We start from the raw sequence: 23,786 nt of genomic DNA on the forward strand, positions 1-23,786 counted from the left end.
GGAGAAATGTATGGGATGGTGGCGCGAAACCATTGATATTGTAAAAGAAAATGATCCAGCGGCACGCAACAGCTTGGAAGTTTTGCTGACTTATCCAGGTGTCAAGGCCTTAGCTGCCCACCGTTTCTCGCATTTTCTCTGGAAGCACGGCTTCAAACTCCTGGCTCGGCTGCATAGTCAGTTTTGGCGCTTTTGGACTCAGATTGAGATTCATCCGGGTGCTCAGATAGAATCAGGTGTCTTTATCGACCATGGTTCTGGCTTGGTGATTGGAGAGACGGCGATTGTTGAAAAAGGCGTTCTTCTCTATCACGGAGTGACTCTTGGTGGGACTGGTAAGGATGTTGGCAAACGCCATCCGACTGTGCGTAAAGGAGCTCTCATATCAGCCCATGCCCAAGTCATCGGACCAGTGGAAATCGGTGAAAATGCCAAAGTCGGTGCTGCTGCAGTAGTCGTGGCAGACGTACCTAGTGATGTGACAGTTGTCGGTATTCCGGCCAAGATCGTCCGAGTTCATGGACAGAAGGATGAACCAACAATCCACGAAGTCGAAGAAAAACGCGAGTACTACGTCAATAAACTAGAGCAGGCTAGAGAAGCCAGTCACAGATCGTCGGGGTTGTAGAGGATACCTATATGATTCAAGCAAGAAATAAGTTGAGCCAAGAAGAGTTATTTGAAGAGAAAAAACTAATTGACTGTTGCCAAGCCTATGATGGAACTTATCGTGATCCCTATCTTTCTAACATGCTTAATTTTGACCCAAACATGCCCGCCTTTTTCCTTTATTATGAAAAAGGCGAACTTGTTGGTCTATTAACTGTCTATGCTGATGACCAAGATGTGGAAGTGACGATACTGGTTCATCCAAATCATCGCCGTCAGGGAATTACGTGTGCTTTGTTTACGAGTTTTGAGAAAGAAACGGCTTCTTTCCCTATTCGTTCAGTTACTTTTCAGACAGAACGTATTTTTCTAGAGCGTCATCCTGATTTTGTCAGCAACTGGGGATTGGTCGAGGATGAAGAGACAGAAACCTGGTTAGTTAAGGATAGAAGACCTTATCAGTTAGTAACTGTTTCTAATCTTGAAGTTTTGTTAGCAGATAGTTCGTATCAGGAGCAAATTAGCCAGTTAAAATTTCAGGCATTTTCAGAGGAACATGAATCGAGAGAAGTTGTGGATAGATATGTCGCTGAAGCTCTGAAAGATTCAGAAAGTCGCCTATATATTTTATTAAAAGACGGTCAGGTTATTGGGACTTGCACGGTAGATTTATCGACTAATACGAATTACTTCTACGGTTTAGCAATATTAGAACTTGAACGTGGCAAAGGCTACGGAAGCTATTTAGCAAAATCCCTAGTCAACCAACTGATTGAGCAAAATGATAAGGAATTTCAGATTGCAGTAGAGGACTGCAACGTAGGTGCCAAGCGCTTGTATGAAAAAATCGGCTTTGTCAAACAGACACAGGTAGTTTATTTGAATGAGAAAGAGTAGAAAAATGCTATTAGAAGAATTCGAAAATGTACCTGCTGTTATCGAACCAACTGATCGAAGTATTCGTGGTGGTGGAGAAATCTGTGACACGATCATTTTATCTTTTAATGGAGAAATCATTGAACGAGTAAAGCAGTTTGATGATGTTTACGAAGGTGGCTATCTAACCAATCTAAATGGTAGATTTCCATGGTATATCTATGAAAAGGATGGGAGTAAGGTAGCAGTTGCTATAGCTACGATTGGAGCCCCGATGGTTGTTGGGCTCTTAGAAGAACTCAAAGCAAGAGGATTTAAGAACTTTATTGTGTTGGGTTCTTGCGGAGTTCTAGATCAGTCTATTCAGGCAGATAAGATTATCCTACCAAGTTCAGCTCTACGTGATGAAGGTACAAGTTATCATTACGCTCCTCCAAGTGATGAGATAGCTTATGACGAAACTTTGCTCTTAACCATGGAAGAAGCTTTGAACAAATCTGGCATTGAGCACATTCGAACAAAGTCTTGGACGACTGATGCCTTTTATCGAGAAACGCCTGATAAGGTCAAGCGTCGCTTGGCTGCTGGAGCCAAAGTGGTGGATATGGAAGCTTCAGTTATCATGGCTTGGAGTCAATTTCGCAAGAGTAAAGTCTATCAGTTCTTCTACACAGCTGACTATGTGGATCATCATAACAGAACCTGGGATGCCCGACATGAAGAGCGGACAGCGGATGCCATGACTTTTTTCACTATCGCTTTGACAATAGCAAAGGAACTAGAAAGGTAACTACAAGAATGGCAGTATATTTTTACGGCTGTATCACCATGGATGGCTACTTGGCAGACAGCCAGCACAGGATAGACTGGCTACATCAGCTTGGTTCTGTAGGGGATACAGGCTACGATGACTTTTACAGGCAAATGGATATCACCATCATGGGCAAGCGGACCTTTGAGGAAATCCAAGATTTGCAAGATGTAGAAAGTTTTTATCAAGCTACGGAAAACTATGTCTTTACGCATGATAGGCACCTGCCTGTCAGCAATTACCAGCCAGTAGCTGGGGATGTGGTGGACTTTGTTCACCAGATTGACAAAGGCAAAAATGTCTTTGTGATTGGTGGTAATTCCTTGGTAGGACCGCTCTTGGATGCGGATCTTTTCGACCACCTCATTATTCAGATAGCGCCCCTTATCCTAGGAAAGGGGGTTCCCCTCTTTACCCAAGAGGAAGGGCAGCGCTTTTACCAACTGGATAGCCTCAGACAATTTGGCCCTTTTGCAGAGCTGGTTTTCAGCCGAAAAAGTCAGAAATAGAGAAGGGAGTGGACCGCATGATTAAAATTTACGACACCATGTCTCGTGATTTGCGAGAATTTGTCCCGATAGAGGACGGCAAGGTCAAGATGTATGTTTGTGGGCCAACCGTATATAACTATATCCACGTGGGGAATGCACGTTCGACGGTAGCTTTTGATACCATTCGACGTTACTTCGAATACCGTGGGTACGAGGTTGCCTATATTTCCAATTTTACAGATGTAGATGATAAGATTATCAACCGTGCCAAGGAAGAAGGTATCACACCTCAGGAGGTTGCGGACAAGTACATCGCTGCCTTTCGTGAGGATGTGACGGCCTTGGGTGTCAAGCCTGCGACTCGCCATCCACGAGTAGTCGAGTTTATGGCTGACATTATCCGCTTTGTGGAAGACTTGATTGAAAAAGGCTTTGCCTACGAGAGTCAAGGGGATGTTTACTTCCGTGTGGAAAAATCCCACAACTATGCCAAGTTGGCTAATAAAACCTTGGAAGATTTGGAGCTGGGTGCTTCAGGTCGTACCGATGAAGAAACGGCTCGCAAGGAAAATCCTGTGGACTTTGCCCTTTGGAAGACTGCCAAACCAGGCGAGATTTCTTGGGATAGTCCTTGGGGACCTGGTCGTCCGGGCTGGCATATCGAGTGTTCGGTTATGTCGACAGAGATTTTAGGTGATACTATTGATATCCACGGTGGTGGAGCTGACCTAGAGTTTCCGCATCATACCAACGAAATTGCCCAGTCAGAAGCTAAAACAGGCAAGACTTTTGCTAACTACTGGATGCACAATGGCTTTGTTAATATCGACAATGTCAAGATGTCCAAGTCCTTGGGCAACTTTATAACTGTACATGATGCCCTCAAAACCATCGATGGCCAAGTCCTTCGTTTCTTCTTTGCGACTCAGCATTACCGTAAACCAATCAACTTTACGGAAAAAGCAGTGCGTGATGCCGAGACAAATCTCAAGTATCTAAAGAACACTTACGAGCAACCATTTACTGGAAATGTAGATGCTCTAGAGTTACAAGACTTTAAAGATAAGTTTGTAGCGGCTATGGATGAGGACTTTAACGCTGCCAATGGTATCACAGTTGTCTTTGAAATGGCCAAATGGATCAATTCAGGCAACTATGATGCAAGTGTCAAGGAAGCTCTTGCGGCTATGTTAGAAGTCTTCGGAATTGTCTTTGTTGAGGAAGTTTTGGATGCAGAGATCGAAACCTTGATCCAAAAACGTCAAGAAGCGCGTGCTAATCGTGACTTTGCGACAGCAGACCAAATCCGTGATCAACTGGCTGCTCAAGGGATTAAGCTCCTTGATACCAAGGATGGAGTGAGGTGGACACGTGATTGATGTCAATCTCATTAATGGAATTGCTCTTGCTTTTGAAGGGGATGCGGTGTATTCTATGTATATTCGCCGCCACCTCATCCTAAAAGGCATGACCAAGCCCAATAAACTTCACCAAGAGGCGACCAAGTATGTCTCGGCCAAGGCTCAGGCTCGCCTGATTTCCCTCATGTTGGAGGAGCAAGTTTTAACGGAAAAAGAAGAAGAAATCTATAAACGTGGGCGCAATACCAATAGCCACACAAAGGCTAAAAATGCAGATGTCGTAACTTATCGGATGTCGACTGGCTTTGAAGCGGTCATGGGTTATCTTCATCTAACTGATAATATGGAGCGTCTAGAGACCTTGATTTCGTGGTGTATCCAAAAAGTGGAGGCGTAGAAATGCTTGCAAAAGAATTACTAGACTGGTTTCCTGAGGCTCAGATTTCAGATCAGCCGATAGAGAAGCTAGGATATCTTACACTTCCTCTATCTTCTCAACAGTGGATTTTACTGGAGGAGACCAATCTCACTGAACGTGAAAAGCAGTTAATTACCCTTTTAACCCAGCAGGAGCAGGCTCGTTCGCTCAATCCTTGGTATTCCTATCTGATCGAGGGAAAGGGACAGGCGCCTCAAACTTTTAAAAAGATACAACTGGTTTATTGCCATCTATCCTATTACCAACAGGAAAATCTAGCCTCTTGGCTGGATATGATGCAGACCCTCTTTCCTAACTGCCAGACAGTGTTGCAGGTCGGAGTTCAGGACTATGTTTTTATTCTCCAGCAAGATAAATACAGCTCTGTTCGCTCAATCTTATCCGATACGATTGAGGCAGTAGAGTATGACTTTGGTCTTCGTCTGTCTATCATGTTGGGGCAGGTTTGGTCACAGACTGGGTATCAGGCTTTGTCAGATTTAATCCAAGCAGAGCGGGACTTGTTTAAGGCATGGTGGCGTCAGGGTCACCAAGGTGTACACACCTTTTCACAGCTCTATCTTTGGAGTCTTGGGGAAGGGCTGGTTGACCATAGAATTATCAAAGAATACCTTCGTCAGTTGATTCTGGACCAAGACCAGATTCAGGAAATCATTCTCTCTCTTTGGGAAAACAGTGCTGTCTTAACGAAAACAGCCCAGCAACTCTATCTGCATCGCAATTCTCTTCAATACAAGATTGACAAATGGGAAGAATTAACAGGGCTTCAGTTGAAGGAGTTGACAGATCTCACCTTGTGCTATCAGTTGATTTTACAAGATATTCTCTAAAGTTTTGTGCAAGTTGCACAGAACTTTTTTATTTTTTTGGTCATCTTGCCATAGAAATGTAAAGCGTTTTCATTTATAATAAAACTATCAAAAAAATAAAAGGAGTTCACCTTCCATGGTAGAATTAAATCTTAAAAACATTTACAAAAAATATCCAAACAGCGAACACTACTCAGTTGAAGACTTCAACTTGGACATCAAAGACAAGGAATTTATCGTTTTCGTAGGTCCTTCAGGATGTGGTAAGTCTACAACTCTTCGTATGATCGCTGGTCTTGAAGACATTACAGAAGGTACTGCATCTATCGATGGCGTGGTTGTCAACGACGTAGCTCCAAAAGACCGTGACATCGCCATGGTATTCCAAAACTACGCTCTTTACCCACACATGACTGTATATGACAACATGGCTTTCGGTTTGAAATTGCGTAAATACAGCAAGGAAGACATCGACAAACGTGTACAAGAAGCAGCTGCAATCCTTGGCTTGAAAGAATTCTTGGATCGTAAACCAGCTGACCTTTCAGGTGGTCAACGTCAACGTGTTGCCATGGGTCGTGCGATTGTCCGTGATGCAAAAGTGTTCTTGATGGACGAGCCTTTGTCAAACTTGGATGCCAAACTTCGTGTATCAATGCGTGCTGAAATTGCGAAGATTCACCGTCGTATCGGTGCTACAACTATCTACGTAACGCACGACCAAACAGAAGCGATGACATTGGCAGACCGTATCGTTATCATGTCAGCTACTAAGAACCCTGCTGGTACAGGTACTATCGGACGTGTAGAACAAATCGGTACTCCTCAAGAAGTTTACAAAAATCCAGTTAACAAGTTCGTTGCAGGATTTATCGGAAGCCCAGCTATGAACTTCATCAATGTGAAATTGGTTGGTGGTGAAATTGTTTCTGACGGTTTCCGCTTGAAAGTTCCAGAAGGAGCTTTAAAAGTTCTTCGTGATAAAGGCTACGAAGGTAAAGAATTGATCTTCGGTATTCGTCCAGAAGATGTGAATGCAGAACCTGCTTTCCTTGAAACATTCCCAGAATCAGTGGTTAAAGCAACTATCTCTGTATCAGAATTGCTTGGTTCAGAATCTCACCTTTACTGCCAAGTTGGTAAAGATGAATTTGTTGCAAAAGTGGATGCTCGTGACTACTTGCAAACAGGTGCAACAGTTGAACTTGGATTTGACTTGAACAAAGCGCACTTCTTCGACGTAGAAACTGAGAAAACAATCTACTAAGATAAATAAATAGAATAGCAAAGCACTGCAGAGTTTCTCTTGCAGTGCTTTTTCTATTTAAATGCAGAGGCTAGGCATGAAAACAGGCTTTTCTAGTTTTATTATTCTTAAAAAAGTGATAAAATGGTAGGAAGAATTGGAGAGAATAGATGCCGAAAGAAGTGAATTTGACGGGCGATGAGGTTGTCGCTTTAACGCAAAAATATTTATCAAAAGAAGATGTTGCTTTTGTACATAAAGCCTTGGTTTACGCCGTTGAATGCCATAGTGGTCAATACCGTAAATCTGGCGAGCCCTATATTATTCATCCCATTCAGGTGGCAGGGATTTTAGCTAAACTCAAGCTAGATGCCGTGACGGTTGCCTGCGGTTTTTTGCATGACGTGGTTGAGGATACGGATGCGACACTGGATGATTTAGAGCAAGAGTTTGGTCATGATGTTCGTATCATTGTTGATGGAGTGACTAAGCTTGGTAAGGTCGAGTACAAATCAATCGAGGAGCAATTAGCGGAAAACCACCGCAAGATGCTCATGGCCATGTCTGAGGATATCCGCGTTATCTTGGTTAAACTATCTGACCGCTTGCATAACATGAGAACGCTTAACCACCTACGAAAGGACAAGCAGGAACGCATTTCCAGAGAAACCATGGAAATCTATGCACCACTTGCTCATCGTCTGGGGATTTCCAGCGTCAAGTGGGAGTTAGAAGACTTGTCCTTCCGCTATCTCAATCCAACTGAGTTTTACAAGATCACTCACATGATGAAGGAAAAACGCAGAGAGCGTGAGGCTTTGGTTGATGAAGTCGTGACAAAGTTAGAGGAATACACTTCCGAACGCAATCTAAAAGGGAAAATCTATGGCCGTCCCAAGCACATCTACTCTATCTATCGCAAGATGCAGGATAAGAAGAAACGCTTCGAGGAGATTTATGACCTGATTGCCATTCGCTGTATCCTAGAGACTCATAGTGATGTCTATGCCATGCTTGGCTATGTGCATGAGCTTTGGAAGCCAATGCCTGGGCGTTTTAAAGATTATATCGCTAACCGTAAGGCTAATGGTTACCAGTCTATCCATACGACTGTCTATGGACCAAAAGGGCCGATTGAATTCCAGATTCGTACCAAGGAAATGCACGAGGTGGCTGAGTACGGGGTAGCAGCTCACTGGGCCTATAAGAAAGGAATCAAAGGGCAGGTCAACAGCAAAGAATCAGCTATCGGGATGAACTGGATTAAGGAAATGATTGAGTTGCAAGACCAGGCTGATGATGCCAAGGAATTTGTGGATTCTGTTAAGGAAAACTATCTGGCTGAGGAGATTTATGTCTTTACCCCAGATGGGGCTGTACGTTCCCTTCCAAAAGATTCAGGCCCGATTGACTTTGCCTATGAAATTCATACCAAAGTCGGTGAAAAAGCAACTGGTGCCAAGGTCAATGGTCGTATGGTTCCTCTGACAACCAAGCTCAAAACTGGGGATCAGGTCGAAATCGTCACCAACCCTAACTCCTTTGGCCCGAGTCGTGACTGGCTCAACATGGTCAAGACCAGCAAGGCACGCAACAAGATTCGTCAGTTCTTTAAAAACCAAGACAAGGAATTGTCTGTTAACAAGGGCCGTGAAATGCTGATAGCTCAGTTCCAAGAAAACGGCTATGTAGCCAATAAATTCATGGACAAGCGTCACATGGACCAAGTCCTTCAAAAGACTAGCTACAAGACAGAAGAGTCTCTCTTTGCGGCCATTGGTTTTGGAGAAATCGGAGCCATTACGGTCTTTAATCGTCTGACTGAAAAGGAACGCCGTGAGGAAGAGCGTGCCAAGGCCAAGGCGGAAGCAGAAGAGCTTGTCAAAGGTGGCGAGGTCAAGGTTGAAAACAAAGAAACCCTCAAGGTCAAGCATGAGGGTGGTGTGGTCATTGAAGGTGCCTCAGGACTCCTTGTTCGGATTGCCAAGTGTTGCAATCCAGTTCCGGGTGACGACATTGTCGGTTACATTACTAAGGGACGCGGTGTGGCTATTCACCGTGTGGACTGTATGAATCTCCGTGCCCAAGAAAACTACGAGCAACGTCTCCTTGATGTGGAATGGGAAGATCAATTCTCAAGCAAGGAATACACTGCCCACATCGATATCTATGGTCTCAACCGTACAGGGCTCTTAAATGATGTTCTGCAAGTTCTCTCCAACACAACTAAGAATATCTCAACTGTTAATGCTCAACCAACTAAGGATATGAAATTTGCTAATATCCATGTCTCCTTTGGTATTTCCAACCTCTCTACACTGACCACAGTCGTGGACAAGATTAAGAGTGTGCCAGAGGTCTACTCTGTCAAACGGACCAATGGCTAATTCTCCCCTCGGTTATTAGAAAGGCTATTATGAAAATCATCATTCAACGAGTCAAGAAAGCCCAAGTGAATATCGAAGGTCAGGTTCAGGGGAAAATCAATCAGGGACTCTTATTACTGGTCGGTGTTGGCCCAGAGGACCAGGAGGAAGATCTGGATTATGCTGTGAGAAAACTGGTCAACATGCGGATTTTTTCAGATGCAGAAGGCAAGATGAATCTGTCTGTCAAGGATATTGAGGGGGAAATCCTTTCTATTTCCCAGTTTACTCTCTTTGCGGATACCAAGAAGGGCAATCGTCCAGCTTTTACAGGAGCAGCCAAGCCGGATAGGGCATCTGCCTTCTATGAGGCTCTCAACCAAAAGCTAGCTCAGGAAGTACCTGTTCAGACAGGTATCTTTGGAGCGGATATGCAGGTGGAGCTGGTCAATGACGGACCAGTCACCATTATCCTTGATACAAAAAATAGATAAGAAAACCAAGCCAGCTGGCTTGGTTTTTGTTTATAGACACTCCCATAAAGAGGTATGTTTGTTGTAAAAGTCTGGATAGTTTTCTCTTAGGTGGCTAGCCGTTATATAATATAAAGTAGAATGACAACCAGTGACGATTGGCATAAGAGAGGAAAGTCGCTGAGAACTAGCGAAGGCTAAGAGGACAAATAATAGAAAATCGCTGATGGCTACTCCTAAATAGTAGAAGCGAAACTTTTTATTTATTTGAGGATAAATCTCAACGAAATGATGTTTGAGTCGGTTGACCAAGCGAAATAGCAGTAGTCCCTGAGCAAGGATGAAAATAAAACCAGAGAGCAGGAGCCAGTCTACAGAGAGATCGGTTTTGGAGATAAAAATTGCTAATAGTAGCAAATCGCTGACTGCAATGGCTGCGAAATGGATTCTAAAGAGCTTTTTCATAGGAAGACCTCCCTCTTTTATCTACCTTCATTCTACACCAAATGAATGGGAGTTACAAGCAAAATAATAAAAAATCCCTGAAAGGAATTTCTTTCAGGAATAAGGGGTTAGTTGATTTTTTTCGACATAGAGTTGTTTGGCGATATCCATACTAACTTGGAGGTCTTCGTTTTTGTTGACCAGAGTAAAGCTATTGGAAAAGCCATCAAACTGTTTGACTTGGAGTTGGTCACCGATATGAATTGCGTGCTTTTCTAGATATTTGAGTAGTTCAAAGCTATCATGAACGCGAGTCAGGAGATAGGTTCCAGCTTCCTGGACGGCCGCTAGTGGCAGGTTATTGATTTCAACCAAGAGTTCTCCCTCGGCTGGTATGGTTCCACCGTGGGGACAGGTTTTAGGGAAGCCCAGTAGTTTATCCAGTCTCTTTACAAATAGGTCAGAGACAGTGTGCTCTAGGACCTCAGCTTCTTCGTGGATTTGATCGCTAGTATAGTCTAGATGGTGAACTAGAAAGACTTCAATCAAACGGTGTTTACGATAGAGCTCAGAGACCAGTTTGAGGCCAATATCTGTCAATAGATAGCCGTTCTCCTTATCCTTGAGGATGAGATTTTCACTTTTCATGCGTTTGATCATCTCTGTTACAGCAGGCGGAGAGACCTGCATACGGGCAGCAATTTCTTTGTTAGTGATTTTTTGCATGTCCGTACCGATTTCATAAATACATTTTAAATAATCTTCTTTATTTGGAGTCATTCGTTTCCTCTTGTATATTCTCTCCATCTAGTATACCAAAAAAAGCTAGATTTCTCTAGCTTTCTGTCATAATGCTTGTGATTTTAGTCTAGTTCTTTAACTGCAGCAATAGCAGCTTCAAAGTTTGGCTCCGTGTTGATATTGTCAACGTATTCTACATAACGGATGACATTGTCAGTATCGAGAACAAAGACGGCACGTGCAAGGAGATGCCATTCGTTGATCAAGAGGGCATAATCGCGCCCGAAAGAATGGTCAAAGTAGTCTGAAAGCATGATGGCATTGTCAAGGCCTTCAGCCCCGCACCAGCGTCCTTGGGCAAATGGTAGGTCCATAGAAACGGTAAGAACGACGGTGTTGTCAAGGTTGGCAAGTTCCTGGTTGAATCGACGTGTTTGCGTTGAACAGATACCAGTATCGATAGAAGGGACAACACTCAAGACTTTTTTCTTTCCATTAAAGTCAGCTAGCGTTTTTTTAGAGAGATCGGTTGTAGTGAGAGAAAAGTCAAGTGCCTTGTCTCCGACTTGCAGTTGTTTACCTGTAAAGGTTACAGGATTTCCGAGAAAAGTGGTCATGAAACTACTCCATTCTTTTTTCTTTTATTTTACCGAGAATTGTCAGATTTTTCCAATGATTTGACCGGAAATTGAAAAACGCCAATTCGGTGAGAATGACGTTTTTAATGGATTATTTTGACAAACCTTCAGCGATCTTGTCAAGGTTGTATTTCATCATGCTGTAGTAGCTGTCGCCTTCTTTACCTTCTTCAGCGATTGAGTCAGTAAAGATTTGTGCGTAAATTGGAATATTTGTGTCTTGTGAAACAGTCTTCATTGGACGGTCATCGACACTTGATTCAACGAAGAGTGATGGAACTTTTGTTTGGCGAAGCTTTTCAACCAAGGTCTTGATTTGTTCAGGTGTTCCTTCTTCTTCTGTGTTAATTTCCCAGATGTAGGCACTTGGAACTCCGTAAGCTTTAGAGAAGTATTTGAAGCATCCTTCGCTGGTTACGATGAGTTTCTTTTCAGCAGGGATATTGTTAAATTTCTCTTTGGCTTCCTTGTCCAGTTTGTCTAGTTTTTCAGTATAGTCTTTGAGATTTTTTTCGTAGAATTCCTTGTTGCTAGGGTCTTTTGCAATGAGCTGTTTAGCGATGTTCTTTGCATAAATCATCCCATTTTCAAGGTTGAGCCAAGCGTGTGGGTCTTCTTTGCCTTTCTCGTTTTGACCTTCAAGGTAGATGATGTCTACGCCTTCACTAACTGAAAAGTAGTCTTTGTTTTCAGTTTTCTTGGCATTTTCGACCAATTTGGTAAACCAAGCATTGCCACCAGTTTCAAGATTGATTCCGTTATAGAAAATCACATCAGCTTGAGAAGTTTTCTTTACGTCTTCAGGAAGTGGTTCGTACTCGTGTGGGTCTTGACCAACAGGAACGATACTGTGAAGATCAATCTTGTCACCAGCGATATTTTTAGTAATATCAGCAATGATAGAGTTAGTCGCTACAACCTTCAGTTTTTGGTTTGTAGATGCTGCATCTTTTTTCCCACTAGCACAAGCAGCTAAACCAATGATAGAAAGAAAAAGAACGAGCAATGTACCTAATTTTTTCATTAGATTCCTCCAGAAGGGTTTCCCCTTATTTATTGATTTTTTTATTTTTTAGTTTCAAGTATCGTTGCTTAGGAGAGATAAAGAAACTGATTAAAAAGAAGCTGGCGGATGTGAGCACGATGCTGGATCCTGCTGCGAGGTTGAAGCTATAGCCGATAAAGAGTCCCAAGACAGAAGCGGTTGCCCCTAGGGTTGATGAAAGAAAAATCATGCTCTTTAGGCTATTCGCATAAAGGTAAGCCGTCGCAGCTGGGGTGATCAACATGGCCACGATAAGAATAGTTCCAACACTTTGCATGGCAGTGACTGACACAAGGGTCAAGAGCACCATAAGCAGATAGTGGTAGAAATTGACGGGCATTCCCATGGCTTTAGCCAGGAGTTCGTCAAAGGATGTAATCAATAGTTGTTTAAAGAAAATCCCGATAATCAAGAGAATCAATGCACCCACACCAATGGTGATCCACATGTCCGTATCTTGGACAGCGAGGATATTCCCAAAAAGGATATGGAAGAGGTCTGTCGAACTCTTGGCAACACTAATCAAGATGACACCTAAGGCTAAGAAAGATGAAAAGGTAATACCAATGGCAGTGTCACTCTTGATGATAGAGTTTCCCTTGATGTAGGTAATGATGATGGAAGCCATCAAGCCAAAGATGATGGCTCCAATAAAGAAATCAATTCCCAGGATAAAGGAAAGGGCTACGCCGGGCAAAACTGCGTGAGAGATAGCATCCCCCATGAGAGACATTCCACGTAGGATGATAAAACATCCCACAGCTCCAGCAACCACTCCGATGACTATAGCTGTTATCAAGGCATTTTGTAGGAAATGGAAATGTTGCAATCCATCGATAAATTCTGCTATCATAGGTCACCTCCATTAAAGAAGAGCTTACTACCATAAGCTTTTTTAAGATTGGCTTCGGTAAAGGTTTCTTCAGTTGGACCAAGGTCTATTAATTCTCGATTGAGAAGCAAAACGTGGTCGAAATAATGGGGGACTTTGCTGAGGTCATGATGGACGATGAGAACTGTTTTACCAGCTTTTTTAAGGTCTCTCAGCGTATTCATGATAATCTCTTCACTGATCGAGTCAATTCCAGCGAAAGGCTCATCTAAAAAGATGTAGTCAGCTTCCTGCACTAAGCAGCGGGCAATCAAAACACGTTGGAATTGTCCTCCAGAGAGCTGACTGATTTGGCGATCAGCATAGTCTGAGAGTCCAACGATTTCAAGTGCATCCGCCACTTTTTTCCAGTGGCTGGCCTTTAAAGTGTGAAAGAGCGGGATAGATGGATAGAGTCCCAGTGAGACACATTCCTTGACCTTGATAGGGAAATTGTAGTCGATATGGATTTTTTGCTCGACATAGGCAACTCGATGTAAAGATTTCTTGACTTCTTTGTCATCGAGAAAGGCCTGACCTTCGTGTGGGATAATTCCCAACATACTTTTTAATAAAGTTGATTTTCCAGCACCGTTTGGACCAATAATTCCGGTAATAGTTGGTCCGTGGAGCACTAGTGAAATATCCTTTAGTGCCAACGTTTCTTTGTAGGAGACACTGAGGTTTTCGATACGTATCATACAGTTGTTTTCCTCCTATCTTTTAATATACATTAAAAAAAAAATTAAGTCAAGTTAATTTTTGAAAAATTTAAAATAATAACTGAAAAATGAAGAAAAAAGAGAGACCATTTTTAATTGCATTCCCAAGTGTTTTTTGCTAAGCTAAGAATAAGTGAAAAAATGAAAGCGAGAACAAGATGACACGTTATCAAGATGATTTTTATGATGCAATCAATGGCGAATGGGAAAAGACAGCTGTCATTCCAGCTGATAAATCTCGAACAGGTGGGTTTATTGACCTTGATGAGGAAATTGAAGAGTTGATGCTGGCGACTACGGACAAGTGGTTGGAAGGCGAAGATGTTCCAGAGGATGCAATCCTCGCAAACTTTGTTAAGTACCATCGTATGGTACGTGATTTTGACAAGAGAGAAGCAGAAGGGATCAAGCCTGTCCTTCCGATGCTCAAGGAATACCAAGATTTGGAGAGCTTTGCAGATTTTACTAGCAAACTGGCAGAGTTCGAACTAGCTGGTAAACCAAACTTCCTTCCATTTGGTGTATCGCCAGACTTTATGGATGCCAGAACCAATGTTCTCTGGGCTAGTGCACCAGGGACGATTTTGCCAGATACAACCTACTATGCTGAAGACCATCCTCAGCGTGAGGAGCTCTTGACTCTTTGGAAGGAAAGTACGGGGAATCTTCTCAAAGCCTTTGATTTTTCAGAAGAAGAAATCGCAGACCTACTAGAGAAGAGATTGGAATTGGACCGTCGAGTTGCGGCTGTGGTGCTTTCTAACGAAGAAAGTTCTGAATATGCCAAACTCTACCATCCGTATTCTTATGAGGATTTCAAGAAATTTGCCCCTGCCCTACCTTTGGATGATTTCTTCCAAGCTGTTCTTGGGCAAACTCCAGATAAGGTTATCGTAGACGAGGAACGTTTCTGGCAAGCAGCAGATCAATTTTATAGTGATGAAGCGTGGCCTCTACTCAGAGCAACCTTGATTTTGGGTGTGGTCAATCTCTCAACAAGCTATCTCACAGACGAGATTCGTGTCTTGTCAGGTGCCTACGGACGTGCCCTTTCAGGTGTTCCAGAAGCTCAGGATAAGGTCAAGGCAGCTTATCACTTGGCCCAAGGTCCTTTCAAGCAAGCTCTGGGTCTCTGGTACGCGCATGAAAAATTCTCCCCAGAAGCTAAGGCTGACGTAGAGAAAAAAGTAGCGACCATGATTGACGTTTATAAGGAACGCTTGGCTAAGAACGACTGGCTCACACCTGAAACGCGAGACAAGGCCATTGTCAAACTCAATGTCATCAAGCCTTATATCGGTTATCCAGAGGAATTGCCAGAACGCTATAAGGACAAAGTAGTGGACGAAACTGCCAGTCTCTTTGAGAATGCTCTATCCTTTGCGCGTGTGGAAATCAGGCACAGCTGGAGCAAGTGGAACCAACCGGTTGACTACAAGGAGTGGGGCATGCCTGCTCACATGGTTAATGCCTACTACAATCCTCAGAAGAACTTGATTGTTTTCCCAGCTGCTATTTTACAGGCTCCATTCTATGACTTGCATCAGTCATCTTCTGCTAACTATGGTGGTATCGGAGCGGTTATTGCCCATGAGATTTCTCATGCCTTTGACACAAATGGAGCTTCCTTTGATGAAAATGGTAGTCTCAAAGACTGGTGGACTGAGAATGACTATGCTGCCTTCAAAGAAAAGACTCAGAAGGTTATCGATCAATTTGATGGCCAAGAATCTTACGGCGCAAGAATTAACGGGAAACTAACGGTATCAGAAAACGTTGCTGACCTTGGAGGAATTGCTGCAGCCCTTGAAGCTGCCAAGAGAGAGCCAGACTTCTCAGCCGAAGAATTCTTCCACAACTTTGCACGTATCTGGCGCATGAAAGGTCGTCCAGAGTTGATGAAACTCATGGCTAGTGTCGATGTGCACGCGCCAGCCAAACTCCGTGTCAATGTGCAAGTGCCAAACTTCGATGACTTCTTTACAACTTATGATGTCAAAGAAGGCGACGGTATGTGGCGTTCACCAGAGGATCGTGTGATTATTTGGTAAGACAAAAACCAAGGAAATTATCCTTGGTTTTTTCTTTGCTAGAAAAAGGGATTGAAGGTTTTTTCGTGAGCGATGGTCGTAGCTGGACCATGCCCAGGATAGACATCGTAGTTAGGAAGAGTGAAGAGTTGAGTCTGGACACTATGGAGAAGTTGTTCCATGCTACCTGTAGGAAGGTCTGTCCGTCCGATGGTTTCGCGGAATAGAACATCTCCGGTTAAGACTAGATGGGCATCAGGAAAAACGAGAGAAACACCTCCGATAGAATGGCCAGGTGTTGGCAACACCGTAAAACGAAACTCTTCGATCTGGTATTCCTCATGAAAGACATAGGTGTGTTCAGCTGGTTTGCAGACGACATCAGCCATATCATCATGACGAGGTAGGCCAGAGAGATTGTCAACGGGAGTATAGAGCCAGCTAGCTTCACTCTCTGCTACATAAACGGGGGGATTTCCAAAAGTATCTCTGACCAAGTCAAGGCTCATAATATGGTCGTAATGGGTGTGAGTCAGGAGAATCGCACAGACTGGTTTGTTGATTTTCTCGATAGTCATGCGAATAGCTTCCCAATGGCTACCAGGGTCGATTACAATCAGGTGTTGGTCTCCCTCTATGTAGTAGGTGTTTTCATAGGCAACGGGATTCACGGTTTTATGGATTTTCATACTGGCTCCAATCTCAAAGAATGTACTAAACTAAGTATAGCATAGAAGAGAGAAATAAAGTGAAAAGAAAGTCCCTCTTTTGTGTTAGAGGGACAAGGATCTTATTTAAACTTGAAACCTTCGTAAATGAGTTTTGCCTTGGGATTCTTTTTCTTAATCTGCTTAGCAAGGGCCTTCATCATAGGTAGAGGTCCACACATATAGACAGTAGTCTGGTCAGGGATTTCTTCTTGCTCCAAAGTCAGGTATCCATTTTCATTACTATCGACCAGCTGCAGGTCAAAGTTAGCATTTTGACGGGCATAGTCTCGAAGTAGATTTAGGTAGACAGCATTTTCCTCTCCACGGAAACTATAGTAGAAGCGGACGTTCCTGTCTAGGATAGGATGCTCTCGGATATAAGAGATGAAAGGTGTAATTCCAATACCACCTGCAATCCAGATTTGCTGCTTTGGACCGTGTTCCATAGTCATATGCCCATAGGCGCAATCAACTGCAACCTTGCTACCAACTTGAAGATTGTCATAGATATTCTTGGTGTGGTCACCAGAGTTTTTTACCGTAAAATAAAGAGTTCGTCCTTGTCCTCCAGAGATGGAGAAAGGGTGTGGAGCAGTCTCAAAACCTTTTTGGAAAATTTTTAGAAAGGAAAATTGTCCATATTCGTAGGTGAAAGGATGACTGAGTTCTATTTCAATTTCAGTCGTGTCATGGTTGAGGCGTTTGATTCCTACGATTTTTCCAAGATAGGTGAAACCGACTTTTTGATAAAGGAAAATAATATAAAAACCTGCAAGCAAGCCTAAAATAGCATAGATTCCAAAGATAAGACCTAGGAAACTAAAGGAGAGGAGGCGATTTCCTATGATCATCAAAACATGAAAGAGGCCAAAGATATAGGCTAGATAAACCAATCGATGAATCCATCTCCAAGCTTCATACTGGATGTACTGTCCCAGATAGGCAACCAGAACAATGCTGATAAAGATATAGATAGCGATATTTCCAAACTGGGCAGCCAAATGCGAACCCCAGAGACCTCCCATGCTAAAGTTGTGTAGGCTTAGTAGGAGAATAGATAGAAAAGCGGTGAATTTATGAGCTAGATACATCTTTTCAAGTCCGTTAAACCAAGCCTCAAGCAAGGGTAAACGGCTAGCTAGTATAAAAGTAAGTGAAAGAGTAGTGAGAGCTAAACCAGGGATTAGAAACTGACTAACACCTGAACTGAGCCAAGCTAGGATAGTCAGAAACATACTAAGCCCGATAAATAAAATACCTTTTAATGATTTCATAGTTGAAGTCCTTTCACGGATTATCTTATGTTAGATGTAATAAAATTTGTTACATTTTAACAAAAAATGAATCTGTAGTCAAGATTTGGGATTTAGGCTAGCTTTTCTGTCCCTTTTTTCTAAAAAAGCCAACGAATCGGTGATTCATTGACTTTCTTATCTTAACGATTTTTCCAAGCTTGGTAGCGGGTGTCGATCAAGAGTTGGGTTAGTCGTCCCATGATTTCTCTTTCATCAGGAGTGAGGGATTGAGCTTGGACAAAGAGATGGTGAATGTGTTCAATAACCTTGAAGGAAGAAAGATCGTTGATAGAGGAGATGCCTGCATCGAGAATGATTCCGAAAAAGAGGTCAAAGTAGAGCTGCAGTTCAGTATCAGGGACCGTCTCAACCCATTCCTTGAAGGTTGTATCGACTTGCTGGCTGTCACTATTGGTCTCGTCCAGTTGGACAAAGTGTTTGTCTTCAACCTGCCAACTAAAGGTGTCGTGCTGGGCAAGACCACCCAAGGCAGTGCTTCGAACAACGATTTTTTTATCAGGAATTTCCAGCATCATCCCAATGATAGAACCTTGTGGGACAAACACTTTCGTTCTTTCCATCATGTTTTGATAGCCAGGTGTTTCGGTTAGTTCCTTGTGAAGCCCAGGGGCATCAAAAGTATAGACAGCGACAATGTTTTTCTGCAAGTTTGGATCAAGTTGACTGGCAGCATAGACAGCTAGATTGCCTCCTTTTGAGTGTCCTGCTAGGATAACCTTTTGCTTAGGATGTTGAGCAAAAAAATTCTCTAAATACTGGAGGGCATGTTTTTGAGCTGGAATTTCTTTCATATAGGTCATATGAAAATCTTCTTTCCAACCGATGATACTATCATCCGTTCCGCGAAAAACAAGCAAATAAGTATCGAGACTGATACGATAAGCCATAGCTGCGAACTGTTTTTGCAATTCAGGATCGATATCGTTGATAAAGTCTGAGAGCTTGCAATTTTTAAAGCGTTTGTGTTGAGCGAGCTGATCCAACAACTGGAGGCGGTTCTTATTGGTCAACATCGTCGTGTCTCTAGGAATTTGGGGCGCAAGATCTATGAGGCGCTGGGGTTTTTCGGTGACTACACCATCAAAAGCAAGGTAGGTTAATTCGGTCAAGGCAAGAACATCTAACTCATTCACGGGGAGGTCATAAAAGGAATCGAAGACTACATCCTTAAGATAGTCAAAAATATTGGCCATAAAAGCTCCTTTCTCTATGTTTATCCTATCACATTTACCTAGAATTAGCTAGTAGGCTTGTTCGAATGACCTAGTAGGGTTTGATTGAAATACATAGAAGATAGATTGCTCCTATTTCAAACCTCTAAACGAGCTTACTTGTATGTTTTTGCTATCAATCCCATTTTCCTTTAAAAACTTCTTCATCTCATTTACATCATCAGGCTGACCTGTGATGAGATAGCTGGCTTGATTGCCGTATTCATCAATAGCACGTTTTAAAAATTCTTGACTTTGAGAAAGTTCATCGCTAGTTTTATAAGTAAAATTCGGTGTTTTTTGAGCCAGTTCTTTCATCTCATTATCGAAAATAGTAACTCCTTTGTCAAAATGGTTGAGAATAATCGGACATTTACCAGCCCATTCTTTGATAAGGGGGCGTAGAGCAGAAATGCCGACATCAGATGCAAAGCAAACTAGTGGCTGATTCGTATCTTTAACAGTCAAAGAGGAATCCAACCAACTCATCTCAATCTCACTGCCAGACGGTAAATGTGTCAAGGTTTCCTTAAAGTGGCTACCACTATTATGAGTCAAAATGAGAATTTCATCTTCATCAGGTGTGGAGGCAATGGTTAGCCATCGACTGGTTTGCTCTCCCTTAGCTTCATATTTACTAGCAGTAGACGAGGTATCAGGGAGTGTAAACTTAGCGTAAGCCCCAGCTTTCCAGATTTGATGACTCGGTTTTGTGATATGAATTAAATATAGATTTCCGCTGGGGTTTTCGATGGATTTTATCGATAATGTCTGGCTTCGTCCAAGATAAGCGATGGCACCCCAAGTTATAATACATAGCGCTCCAAGTGTTGACAGAATGATAATAAACATTTTTTTACCTCTTTTCATTTTTTATGACTCCTAATCTTAATTATTGAATGAACAAAAAATAAATTCATTCACATATTTCCAAAAAATAAAGAAAACCATTTTCTTTATTTTAGTACTCCTTTTATGAAGTTGGTTGCAAGTATTTCGACAGTTTTGCCAATATCTGGAAAATCTTTTTCCGTAATATGCATATCCATGTAGTAAAATAGGTTGTAAACTTGTAAAATCTCTTGAATCTTTTCTGGCGAGTACCCTTCAGCCTGCATACGATTTGTAAAAGTTTTAACTAGAAACTGATGAAAAGGATTTGCGACTTTGCCTTCTTCCGAGGAATAGTAGCTGTGCAAGTCATCGGCTATGGCAGGATTGTACCATTCTGCAAGGATTTTATTGGAAGAAACGAGTGCTCTGGACTGAGCAAAGAGTTGACCAATGAGGTCAATCATGTCAATTTCCCAATCCAGTTCTTCGATCATAGCTTGGCGAACACGGTTGTTTTCATCTATATAGATGTCTAGAAAAATGGCTTCTTTACTCTCGTAATAGTTATAAAAAGAACCTACTGCCATACCAGCTTGCCTAGCTATTTCTGAAATTCCTGTCGCTTTGTAACCTTTTTTCGAAAAAACGTCATAGGCTGCTGTTTTTAGAGCTTGTTTTTTGTCCAATATGATTTAACCTCCTTTGCTTTATGAATGAATAAATTTGTTCGTTCATTCATATTCTAACAAATCATTGCCAGCTTGTCAATAAGAAGGCTAGATCTATTAAATAAGTTAAAGAAACGCTAACTAAATGAGCACAAAAAAGAAAATATAGGATAAGGCTGGAACTATAGTTAAAAATAAGGTATGATATCAATGGGATTATTCTCTATTTAGCTTTCGTTTCCGAATCTGGATTTGAAAGATAAATAGCCAAATAGTTGAGTTACTAATTCATAGATTTTTTATTAAGGTTTTTTATAGTTTGAACAAGAGCAAAGGAGGAGCGCATGCACAAGATTTTACTAGTAGAAGATGACCAAGTTATTCGACAACAAGTGGGAAAACTGCTCTCTGAGTGGGGATTTCAAGTCGTTTTGGTAGAAGACTTTATGGAAGTTCTGACGTTATTTGTTCAGTCTGAGCCTCATCTGGTCCTGATGGATATTGGATTGCCTCTCTTTAATGGTTATCATTGGTGTCAGGAAATTCGCAAGATTTCCAAAGTTCCTATTATGTTTCTGTCTTCAAGAGACCAGGCTATGGACATAGTGATGGCTATTAATATGGGAGCTGACGATTTTGTGACCAAGCCTTTTGACCAGCAGGTCCTTTTAGCTAAGGTACAAGGATTATTGCGCCGCTCTTATGAATTTGGACGAGATGAAAGTCTCTTAGAGTATGCTGGAGTTATTCTCAATACCAAGTCTATGGATGTGCATGTCAATGGCAAAGCTATCGGCCTAACCAAGAATGAATTTCAGATTTTACGAGTTTTATTTGAGCATGCTGGAAATATCGTAGCGCGTGATGATTTGATGCGGGAACTTTGGAACAGTGACTTTTTTATCGACGACAATACCTTGTCTGTTAATGTCGCTCGCTTGCGCAAGAAACTGGAGGAAGAAGGTTTAATTGGTTTTATCGAAACCAAGAAAGGGATAGGGTATGGATTGAAACATGCTTGATATTAAAAGTTTTTTTCTAGCTTATATCCGTTCGCGTAGCCGTTTTTTTGCTTTTATTCTATCGCTTACAGGTTTGCTTTTTCTCTTTGAAATCTTGTTTGATAAGCAAGAGCCCTACTTTAACTATTTCTTCTTTCTATCTACATTTTTGACATTTTTGTTTTTGGTATTTGATTTCTTGATAGAATTGCAACGTTATCGTAAGGAATTGCTCTATGGGGAAAGAAAAGCTAAGTCACCAATGGAAGCCCTTCTAACTGAAAAATTGGAGAAAAGTGAATCTGAACTCTATCAAAAGAAATCAGATGCTGAAAACCGCTATAATGATTTGGTGGACTACTATACACTCTGGGTTCATCAGATAAAAACACCAATTGCAGCCAGTAAACTCCTAGTGAGCGAGGTGGCGGATCGCCAACTGAAGCAACAGATGGAGCAGGAAATTTTTAAGATTGATTCCTATACCAACCTCGTTCTCCAATATCTACGCTTAGAAAGCTTCCATGATGATTTGGTTTTGAAGAAAGAAAATATAGAAGATCTGGTCAAGGAAGTCATTCGCAAATATGCTATTTTCTTTATCCAGAAAGATCTAAGTATTAATCTGCATGACTTGGACAGAAGGATTGTGACGGATAAAAAATGGCTGTTGGTAGTCATTGAACAAATCCTATCAAATAGCCTCAAGTACACAAATGAAGGTGGGGTTGAAATCTACATGGAAGGTTCAGACCTTTGCATCAAAGATACTGGGATTGGTATCAAAAACAGTGATCGGTTGCGAGTCTTTGAACGTGGATTTTCAGGATATAATGGTCGAATGACCCAGCAGTCATCTGGACTTGGGCTCTATCTAACCCAGAAAATCAGCCAAGAATTAGGACATCAAATTCAAATAGAATCCGAGCTTGGGCAAGGAACAACGGTGAGGATTAAGTTCTCTGAAGTGAATTTACTGATTGAATGAAAAGAATTGTGAAGAGCTTGGAAGAAACCTTTCAAGCTCTTCTTTAGACCTTGATATAGTGAGAAAAAAGGCTTCAATTAGATAAAAAATGTAATCTTACAAAAATGTAAGATTAAAGGCCTCTTTTGTAAGGTTATGTTATGGCAAGCCATCTTTTTTTGGAGTAAACTTAGAGCATAAAGAAAAAGGAGAGAAACTATGAAAACAATTTTACAAAAGAAACATACAAGTAAGCCGTGTCCAAAGGATATTGAGCGAGTTCGAATCGGCATCGAAATGATGCAAGCTCAGTTTCAATTAATGGGATATTAAAAAGGAGAAGTTAAAATGACACTATTAGATGTAAAACACGTTCAAAAGATTTATAAAACTCGCTTTCAAGGCAATCAAGTAGAAGCCCTGAAAGATATTCACTTTACCGTTGAAAAAGGCGACTACGTCGCTATCATGGGTGAGTCTGGATCTGGTAAATCTACTCTACTGAATATTCTTGCTATGCTTGACAAGCCAACGCGTGGGCAGGTCTTCCTAAACGGAATTGACACAGCCACCATTAAAAATTCTGAAGCATCAAGCTTCCGTCGTGAAAAGTTAGGCTTTGTCTTCCAAGACTTCAATTTGTTAGATACGCTTTCTGTTAAAGACAATATCTTACTCCCTTTGGTATTGTCTAGAAAGCCTATTACAGAAATGATGAAAAAATTGGTCGTGACGGCCGAAAATCTTGGCATCAATCAATTGCAGGAGAAGTACCCTTATGAAATCTCTGGAGGGCAAAAACAAAGGGTAGCAGTTGCACGGGCTATCATCACAGAACCAGAAATTCTTCTTGCGGACGAGCCAACAGGAGCCCTAGACTCTAAATCATCTGCAGCCCTCCTTGATATCTTTGATCAGATCAACGAGCAAGGACAGACCATTCTCATGGTAACCCACTCAACAGCTGCGGCCAGCCGTGCAAAACGTGTTCTTTTCATCAAGGACGGTATTCTCTATAATCAAATTTATCGAGGTGAAAAGACGGATCGTCAGATGTTCCAAGAAATCTCTGACACCTTGACTGTTATGGCAAGTGAGGTGAACTAG

At 41.9% G+C, this 23,786-nt stretch carries 25 protein-coding genes; 14 read left to right on the forward strand and 11 right to left on the reverse strand.

Features of this window, described 5'->3' with window-relative positions:
• The first annotated feature begins 10 nt into the window (after positions 1-10).
• The 10 genes from cysE to dtd all read left to right on the forward strand — a co-directional run bounded on the left by cysE (position 11) and on the right by dtd (position 9,502).
• On the forward strand, positions 11-628 hold the full coding sequence (gene cysE / locus ACVC7S_RS00625) for a serine O-acetyltransferase (RefSeq protein WP_125391082.1): 618 nt from the start codon (positions 11-13) through the stop codon (positions 626-628).
• An 11-nt stretch (positions 629-639) separates the two neighbouring features.
• Positions 640-1,506: a GNAT family N-acetyltransferase gene (locus tag ACVC7S_RS00630; RefSeq protein WP_447265813.1), complete on the forward strand. Its 867-nt coding sequence runs from the start codon at positions 640-642 to the stop codon at positions 1,504-1,506.
• Between the two features lie 4 nt (positions 1,507-1,510).
• Positions 1,511-2,275 (forward strand): nucleoside phosphorylase, encoded by a 765-nt coding sequence (locus ACVC7S_RS00635; protein WP_447265814.1) that lies wholly within the window; start codon positions 1,511-1,513, stop codon positions 2,273-2,275.
• A gap of 8 nt (positions 2,276-2,283) precedes the next feature.
• Positions 2,284-2,805 carry a dihydrofolate reductase family protein gene (locus ACVC7S_RS00640; protein WP_447265815.1) on the forward strand — a complete coding sequence of 174 codons (522 nt, stop codon included), beginning with the start codon at positions 2,284-2,286 and terminating at the stop codon, positions 2,803-2,805.
• 17 nt (positions 2,806-2,822) lie between these two features.
• Positions 2,823-4,166, forward strand: coding sequence for a cysteine--tRNA ligase (cysS, locus tag ACVC7S_RS00645; RefSeq protein ID WP_447265816.1), 1,344 nt, complete (start codon positions 2,823-2,825; stop codon positions 4,164-4,166).
• Positions 4,159-4,545 carry a Mini-ribonuclease 3 gene (locus ACVC7S_RS00650; protein ID WP_000567922.1) on the forward strand — a complete coding sequence of 129 codons (387 nt, stop codon included), beginning with the start codon at positions 4,159-4,161 and terminating at the stop codon, positions 4,543-4,545. The genes cysS and ACVC7S_RS00650 overlap by 8 nt, the downstream gene beginning before the upstream one ends.
• Positions 4,546-4,547: 2 nt before the next feature.
• Positions 4,548-5,417 (forward strand): helix-turn-helix domain-containing protein, encoded by an 870-nt coding sequence (locus ACVC7S_RS00655; protein ID WP_447265817.1) that lies wholly within the window; start codon positions 4,548-4,550, stop codon positions 5,415-5,417.
• A gap of 115 nt (positions 5,418-5,532) precedes the next feature.
• Entirely contained in the window at positions 5,533-6,663 is a 1,131-nt protein-coding gene (locus ACVC7S_RS00660; RefSeq protein ID WP_049538615.1) for an ABC transporter ATP-binding protein, read from the forward strand.
• Between the two features lie 149 nt (positions 6,664-6,812).
• A complete protein-coding gene (locus ACVC7S_RS00665; protein ID WP_447265818.1) occupies positions 6,813-9,029 on the forward strand; it encodes a RelA/SpoT family protein in 2,217 nt (738 codons plus the stop codon).
• Positions 9,030-9,058: 29 nt separating this feature from the next.
• Positions 9,059-9,502 (forward strand): D-aminoacyl-tRNA deacylase, encoded by a 444-nt coding sequence (gene dtd, locus ACVC7S_RS00670; RefSeq protein WP_447265819.1) that lies wholly within the window; start codon positions 9,059-9,061, stop codon positions 9,500-9,502.
• A 30-nt stretch (positions 9,503-9,532) separates the two neighbouring features.
• Here the strand turns inward: dtd and ACVC7S_RS00675 are convergent, their stop codons facing one another.
• The 6 genes from ACVC7S_RS00675 to ACVC7S_RS00700 all read right to left on the reverse strand — a co-directional run bounded on the left by ACVC7S_RS00675 (position 9,533) and on the right by ACVC7S_RS00700 (position 13,921).
• A complete protein-coding gene (locus ACVC7S_RS00675; protein WP_061408434.1) occupies positions 9,533-9,946 on the reverse strand; it encodes a hypothetical protein in 414 nt (137 codons plus the stop codon).
• Between the two features lie 93 nt (positions 9,947-10,039).
• On the reverse strand, positions 10,040-10,705 hold the full coding sequence (locus ACVC7S_RS00680) for a metal-dependent transcriptional regulator (protein WP_447265820.1): 666 nt from the start codon (positions 10,703-10,705) through the stop codon (positions 10,040-10,042).
• Between the two features lie 83 nt (positions 10,706-10,788).
• Positions 10,789-11,283 (reverse strand): thiol peroxidase, encoded by a 495-nt coding sequence (gene tpx, locus ACVC7S_RS00685; protein WP_447265821.1) that lies wholly within the window; start codon positions 11,281-11,283, stop codon positions 10,789-10,791.
• Between the two features lie 112 nt (positions 11,284-11,395).
• The gene (locus ACVC7S_RS00690) at positions 11,396-12,328 is read right to left on the reverse strand and encodes a metal ABC transporter substrate-binding lipoprotein (RefSeq protein WP_447265822.1); all 933 of its coding nucleotides are present in this window, start codon (positions 12,326-12,328) and stop codon (positions 11,396-11,398) included.
• A gap of 25 nt (positions 12,329-12,353) precedes the next feature.
• Positions 12,354-13,202, reverse strand: coding sequence for a metal ABC transporter permease (locus tag ACVC7S_RS00695; protein ID WP_000559774.1), 849 nt, complete (start codon positions 13,200-13,202; stop codon positions 12,354-12,356).
• Positions 13,199-13,921, reverse strand: a complete 723-nt coding sequence (locus ACVC7S_RS00700; protein ID WP_447265823.1) for a metal ABC transporter ATP-binding protein — start codon at positions 13,919-13,921, stop codon at positions 13,199-13,201. Before ACVC7S_RS00700 ends, ACVC7S_RS00695 begins: the two co-directional genes overlap by 4 nt.
• Before the next feature lie 179 nt (positions 13,922-14,100).
• On the opposite strand from ACVC7S_RS00700, the gene ACVC7S_RS00705 reads away from it, so the two are divergent.
• A complete protein-coding gene (locus tag ACVC7S_RS00705; protein ID WP_447265824.1) occupies positions 14,101-15,993 on the forward strand; it encodes a M13 family metallopeptidase in 1,893 nt (630 codons plus the stop codon).
• 38 nt (positions 15,994-16,031) lie between these two features.
• Here the strand turns inward: ACVC7S_RS00705 and ACVC7S_RS00710 are convergent, their stop codons facing one another.
• From ACVC7S_RS00710 to ACVC7S_RS00730, 5 genes are all read right to left on the reverse strand, one after another.
• Positions 16,032-16,661, reverse strand: a complete 630-nt coding sequence (locus ACVC7S_RS00710) for an MBL fold metallo-hydrolase (RefSeq protein ID WP_447265825.1) — start codon at positions 16,659-16,661, stop codon at positions 16,032-16,034.
• Between the two features lie 101 nt (positions 16,662-16,762).
• Positions 16,763-17,956 (reverse strand): ferredoxin reductase family protein, encoded by a 1,194-nt coding sequence (locus ACVC7S_RS00715; RefSeq protein WP_447265826.1) that lies wholly within the window; start codon positions 17,954-17,956, stop codon positions 16,763-16,765.
• A gap of 161 nt (positions 17,957-18,117) precedes the next feature.
• The gene (locus ACVC7S_RS00720; RefSeq protein WP_447265827.1) at positions 18,118-19,191 is read right to left on the reverse strand and encodes a DUF2974 domain-containing protein; all 1,074 of its coding nucleotides are present in this window, start codon (positions 19,189-19,191) and stop codon (positions 18,118-18,120) included.
• 111 nt (positions 19,192-19,302) lie between these two features.
• Positions 19,303-20,079: a ferredoxin reductase gene (locus tag ACVC7S_RS00725; RefSeq protein ID WP_447265828.1), complete on the reverse strand. Its 777-nt coding sequence runs from the start codon at positions 20,077-20,079 to the stop codon at positions 19,303-19,305.
• Between the two features lie 86 nt (positions 20,080-20,165).
• Positions 20,166-20,735 (reverse strand): TetR/AcrR family transcriptional regulator, encoded by a 570-nt coding sequence (locus ACVC7S_RS00730; protein WP_251938340.1) that lies wholly within the window; start codon positions 20,733-20,735, stop codon positions 20,166-20,168.
• Between the two features lie 320 nt (positions 20,736-21,055).
• On the opposite strand from ACVC7S_RS00730, the gene ACVC7S_RS00735 reads away from it, so the two are divergent.
• From ACVC7S_RS00735 to ACVC7S_RS00745, 3 genes are all read left to right on the forward strand, one after another.
• The gene (locus ACVC7S_RS00735; protein ID WP_447265829.1) at positions 21,056-21,733 is read left to right on the forward strand and encodes a response regulator transcription factor; all 678 of its coding nucleotides are present in this window, start codon (positions 21,056-21,058) and stop codon (positions 21,731-21,733) included.
• Positions 21,726-22,700, forward strand: a complete 975-nt coding sequence (locus tag ACVC7S_RS00740) for a sensor histidine kinase (RefSeq protein ID WP_447265830.1) — start codon at positions 21,726-21,728, stop codon at positions 22,698-22,700. Before ACVC7S_RS00735 ends, ACVC7S_RS00740 begins: the two co-directional genes overlap by 8 nt.
• Before the next feature lie 327 nt (positions 22,701-23,027).
• Positions 23,028-23,786 (forward strand): ABC transporter ATP-binding protein, encoded by a 759-nt coding sequence (locus ACVC7S_RS00745; RefSeq protein ID WP_447265831.1) that lies wholly within the window; start codon positions 23,028-23,030, stop codon positions 23,784-23,786.

This window comes from Streptococcus sp. Z556 (genome assembly GCF_053010225.1).

Excerpts from the sequence above, each read along its gene's own strand:
- ACVC7S_RS00705 (WP_447265824.1), top strand. The coding sequence starts at position 14,101 with ATGACACGTTATCAAGATGATTTTTATGATGCAATCAATGGCGAATGG.
- ACVC7S_RS00700 (WP_447265823.1), bottom strand. The coding sequence starts at position 13,921 with ATGATACGTATCGAAAACCTCAGTGTCTCCTACAAAGAAACGTTGGCA.
- ACVC7S_RS00715 (WP_447265826.1), bottom strand. The coding sequence starts at position 17,956 with ATGAAATCATTAAAAGGTATTTTATTTATCGGGCTTAGTATGTTTCTG.
- ACVC7S_RS00665 (WP_447265818.1), top strand. The coding sequence starts at position 6,813 with ATGCCGAAAGAAGTGAATTTGACGGGCGATGAGGTTGTCGCTTTAACG.
- ACVC7S_RS00660 (WP_049538615.1), top strand. The coding sequence starts at position 5,533 with ATGGTAGAATTAAATCTTAAAAACATTTACAAAAAATATCCAAACAGC.
- ACVC7S_RS00710 (WP_447265825.1), bottom strand. The coding sequence starts at position 16,661 with ATGAAAATCCATAAAACCGTGAATCCCGTTGCCTATGAAAACACCTAC.
- ACVC7S_RS00635 (WP_447265814.1), top strand. The coding sequence starts at position 1,511 with ATGCTATTAGAAGAATTCGAAAATGTACCTGCTGTTATCGAACCAACT.
- ACVC7S_RS00735 (WP_447265829.1), top strand. The coding sequence starts at position 21,056 with ATGCACAAGATTTTACTAGTAGAAGATGACCAAGTTATTCGACAACAA.
- tpx (WP_447265821.1), bottom strand. The coding sequence starts at position 11,283 with ATGACCACTTTTCTCGGAAATCCTGTAACCTTTACAGGTAAACAACTG.
- ACVC7S_RS00680 (WP_447265820.1), bottom strand. The coding sequence starts at position 10,705 with ATGACTCCAAATAAAGAAGATTATTTAAAATGTATTTATGAAATCGGT.
- ACVC7S_RS00695 (WP_000559774.1), bottom strand. The coding sequence starts at position 13,202 with ATGATAGCAGAATTTATCGATGGATTGCAACATTTCCATTTCCTACAA.
- ACVC7S_RS00690 (WP_447265822.1), bottom strand. The coding sequence starts at position 12,328 with ATGAAAAAATTAGGTACATTGCTCGTTCTTTTTCTTTCTATCATTGGT.
- ACVC7S_RS00655 (WP_447265817.1), top strand. The coding sequence starts at position 4,548 with ATGCTTGCAAAAGAATTACTAGACTGGTTTCCTGAGGCTCAGATTTCA.
- ACVC7S_RS00740 (WP_447265830.1), top strand. The coding sequence starts at position 21,726 with ATGCTTGATATTAAAAGTTTTTTTCTAGCTTATATCCGTTCGCGTAGC.
- ACVC7S_RS00725 (WP_447265828.1), bottom strand. The coding sequence starts at position 20,079 with ATGAAAAGAGGTAAAAAAATGTTTATTATCATTCTGTCAACACTTGGA.
- ACVC7S_RS00630 (WP_447265813.1), top strand. The coding sequence starts at position 640 with ATGATTCAAGCAAGAAATAAGTTGAGCCAAGAAGAGTTATTTGAAGAG.
- ACVC7S_RS00640 (WP_447265815.1), top strand. The coding sequence starts at position 2,284 with ATGGCAGTATATTTTTACGGCTGTATCACCATGGATGGCTACTTGGCA.
- ACVC7S_RS00675 (WP_061408434.1), bottom strand. The coding sequence starts at position 9,946 with ATGAAAAAGCTCTTTAGAATCCATTTCGCAGCCATTGCAGTCAGCGAT.
- dtd (WP_447265819.1), top strand. The coding sequence starts at position 9,059 with ATGAAAATCATCATTCAACGAGTCAAGAAAGCCCAAGTGAATATCGAA.
- ACVC7S_RS00720 (WP_447265827.1), bottom strand. The coding sequence starts at position 19,191 with ATGGCCAATATTTTTGACTATCTTAAGGATGTAGTCTTCGATTCCTTT.
- cysE (WP_125391082.1), top strand. The coding sequence starts at position 11 with ATGGGATGGTGGCGCGAAACCATTGATATTGTAAAAGAAAATGATCCA.
- cysS (WP_447265816.1), top strand. The coding sequence starts at position 2,823 with ATGATTAAAATTTACGACACCATGTCTCGTGATTTGCGAGAATTTGTC.
- ACVC7S_RS00745 (WP_447265831.1), top strand. The coding sequence starts at position 23,028 with ATGACACTATTAGATGTAAAACACGTTCAAAAGATTTATAAAACTCGC.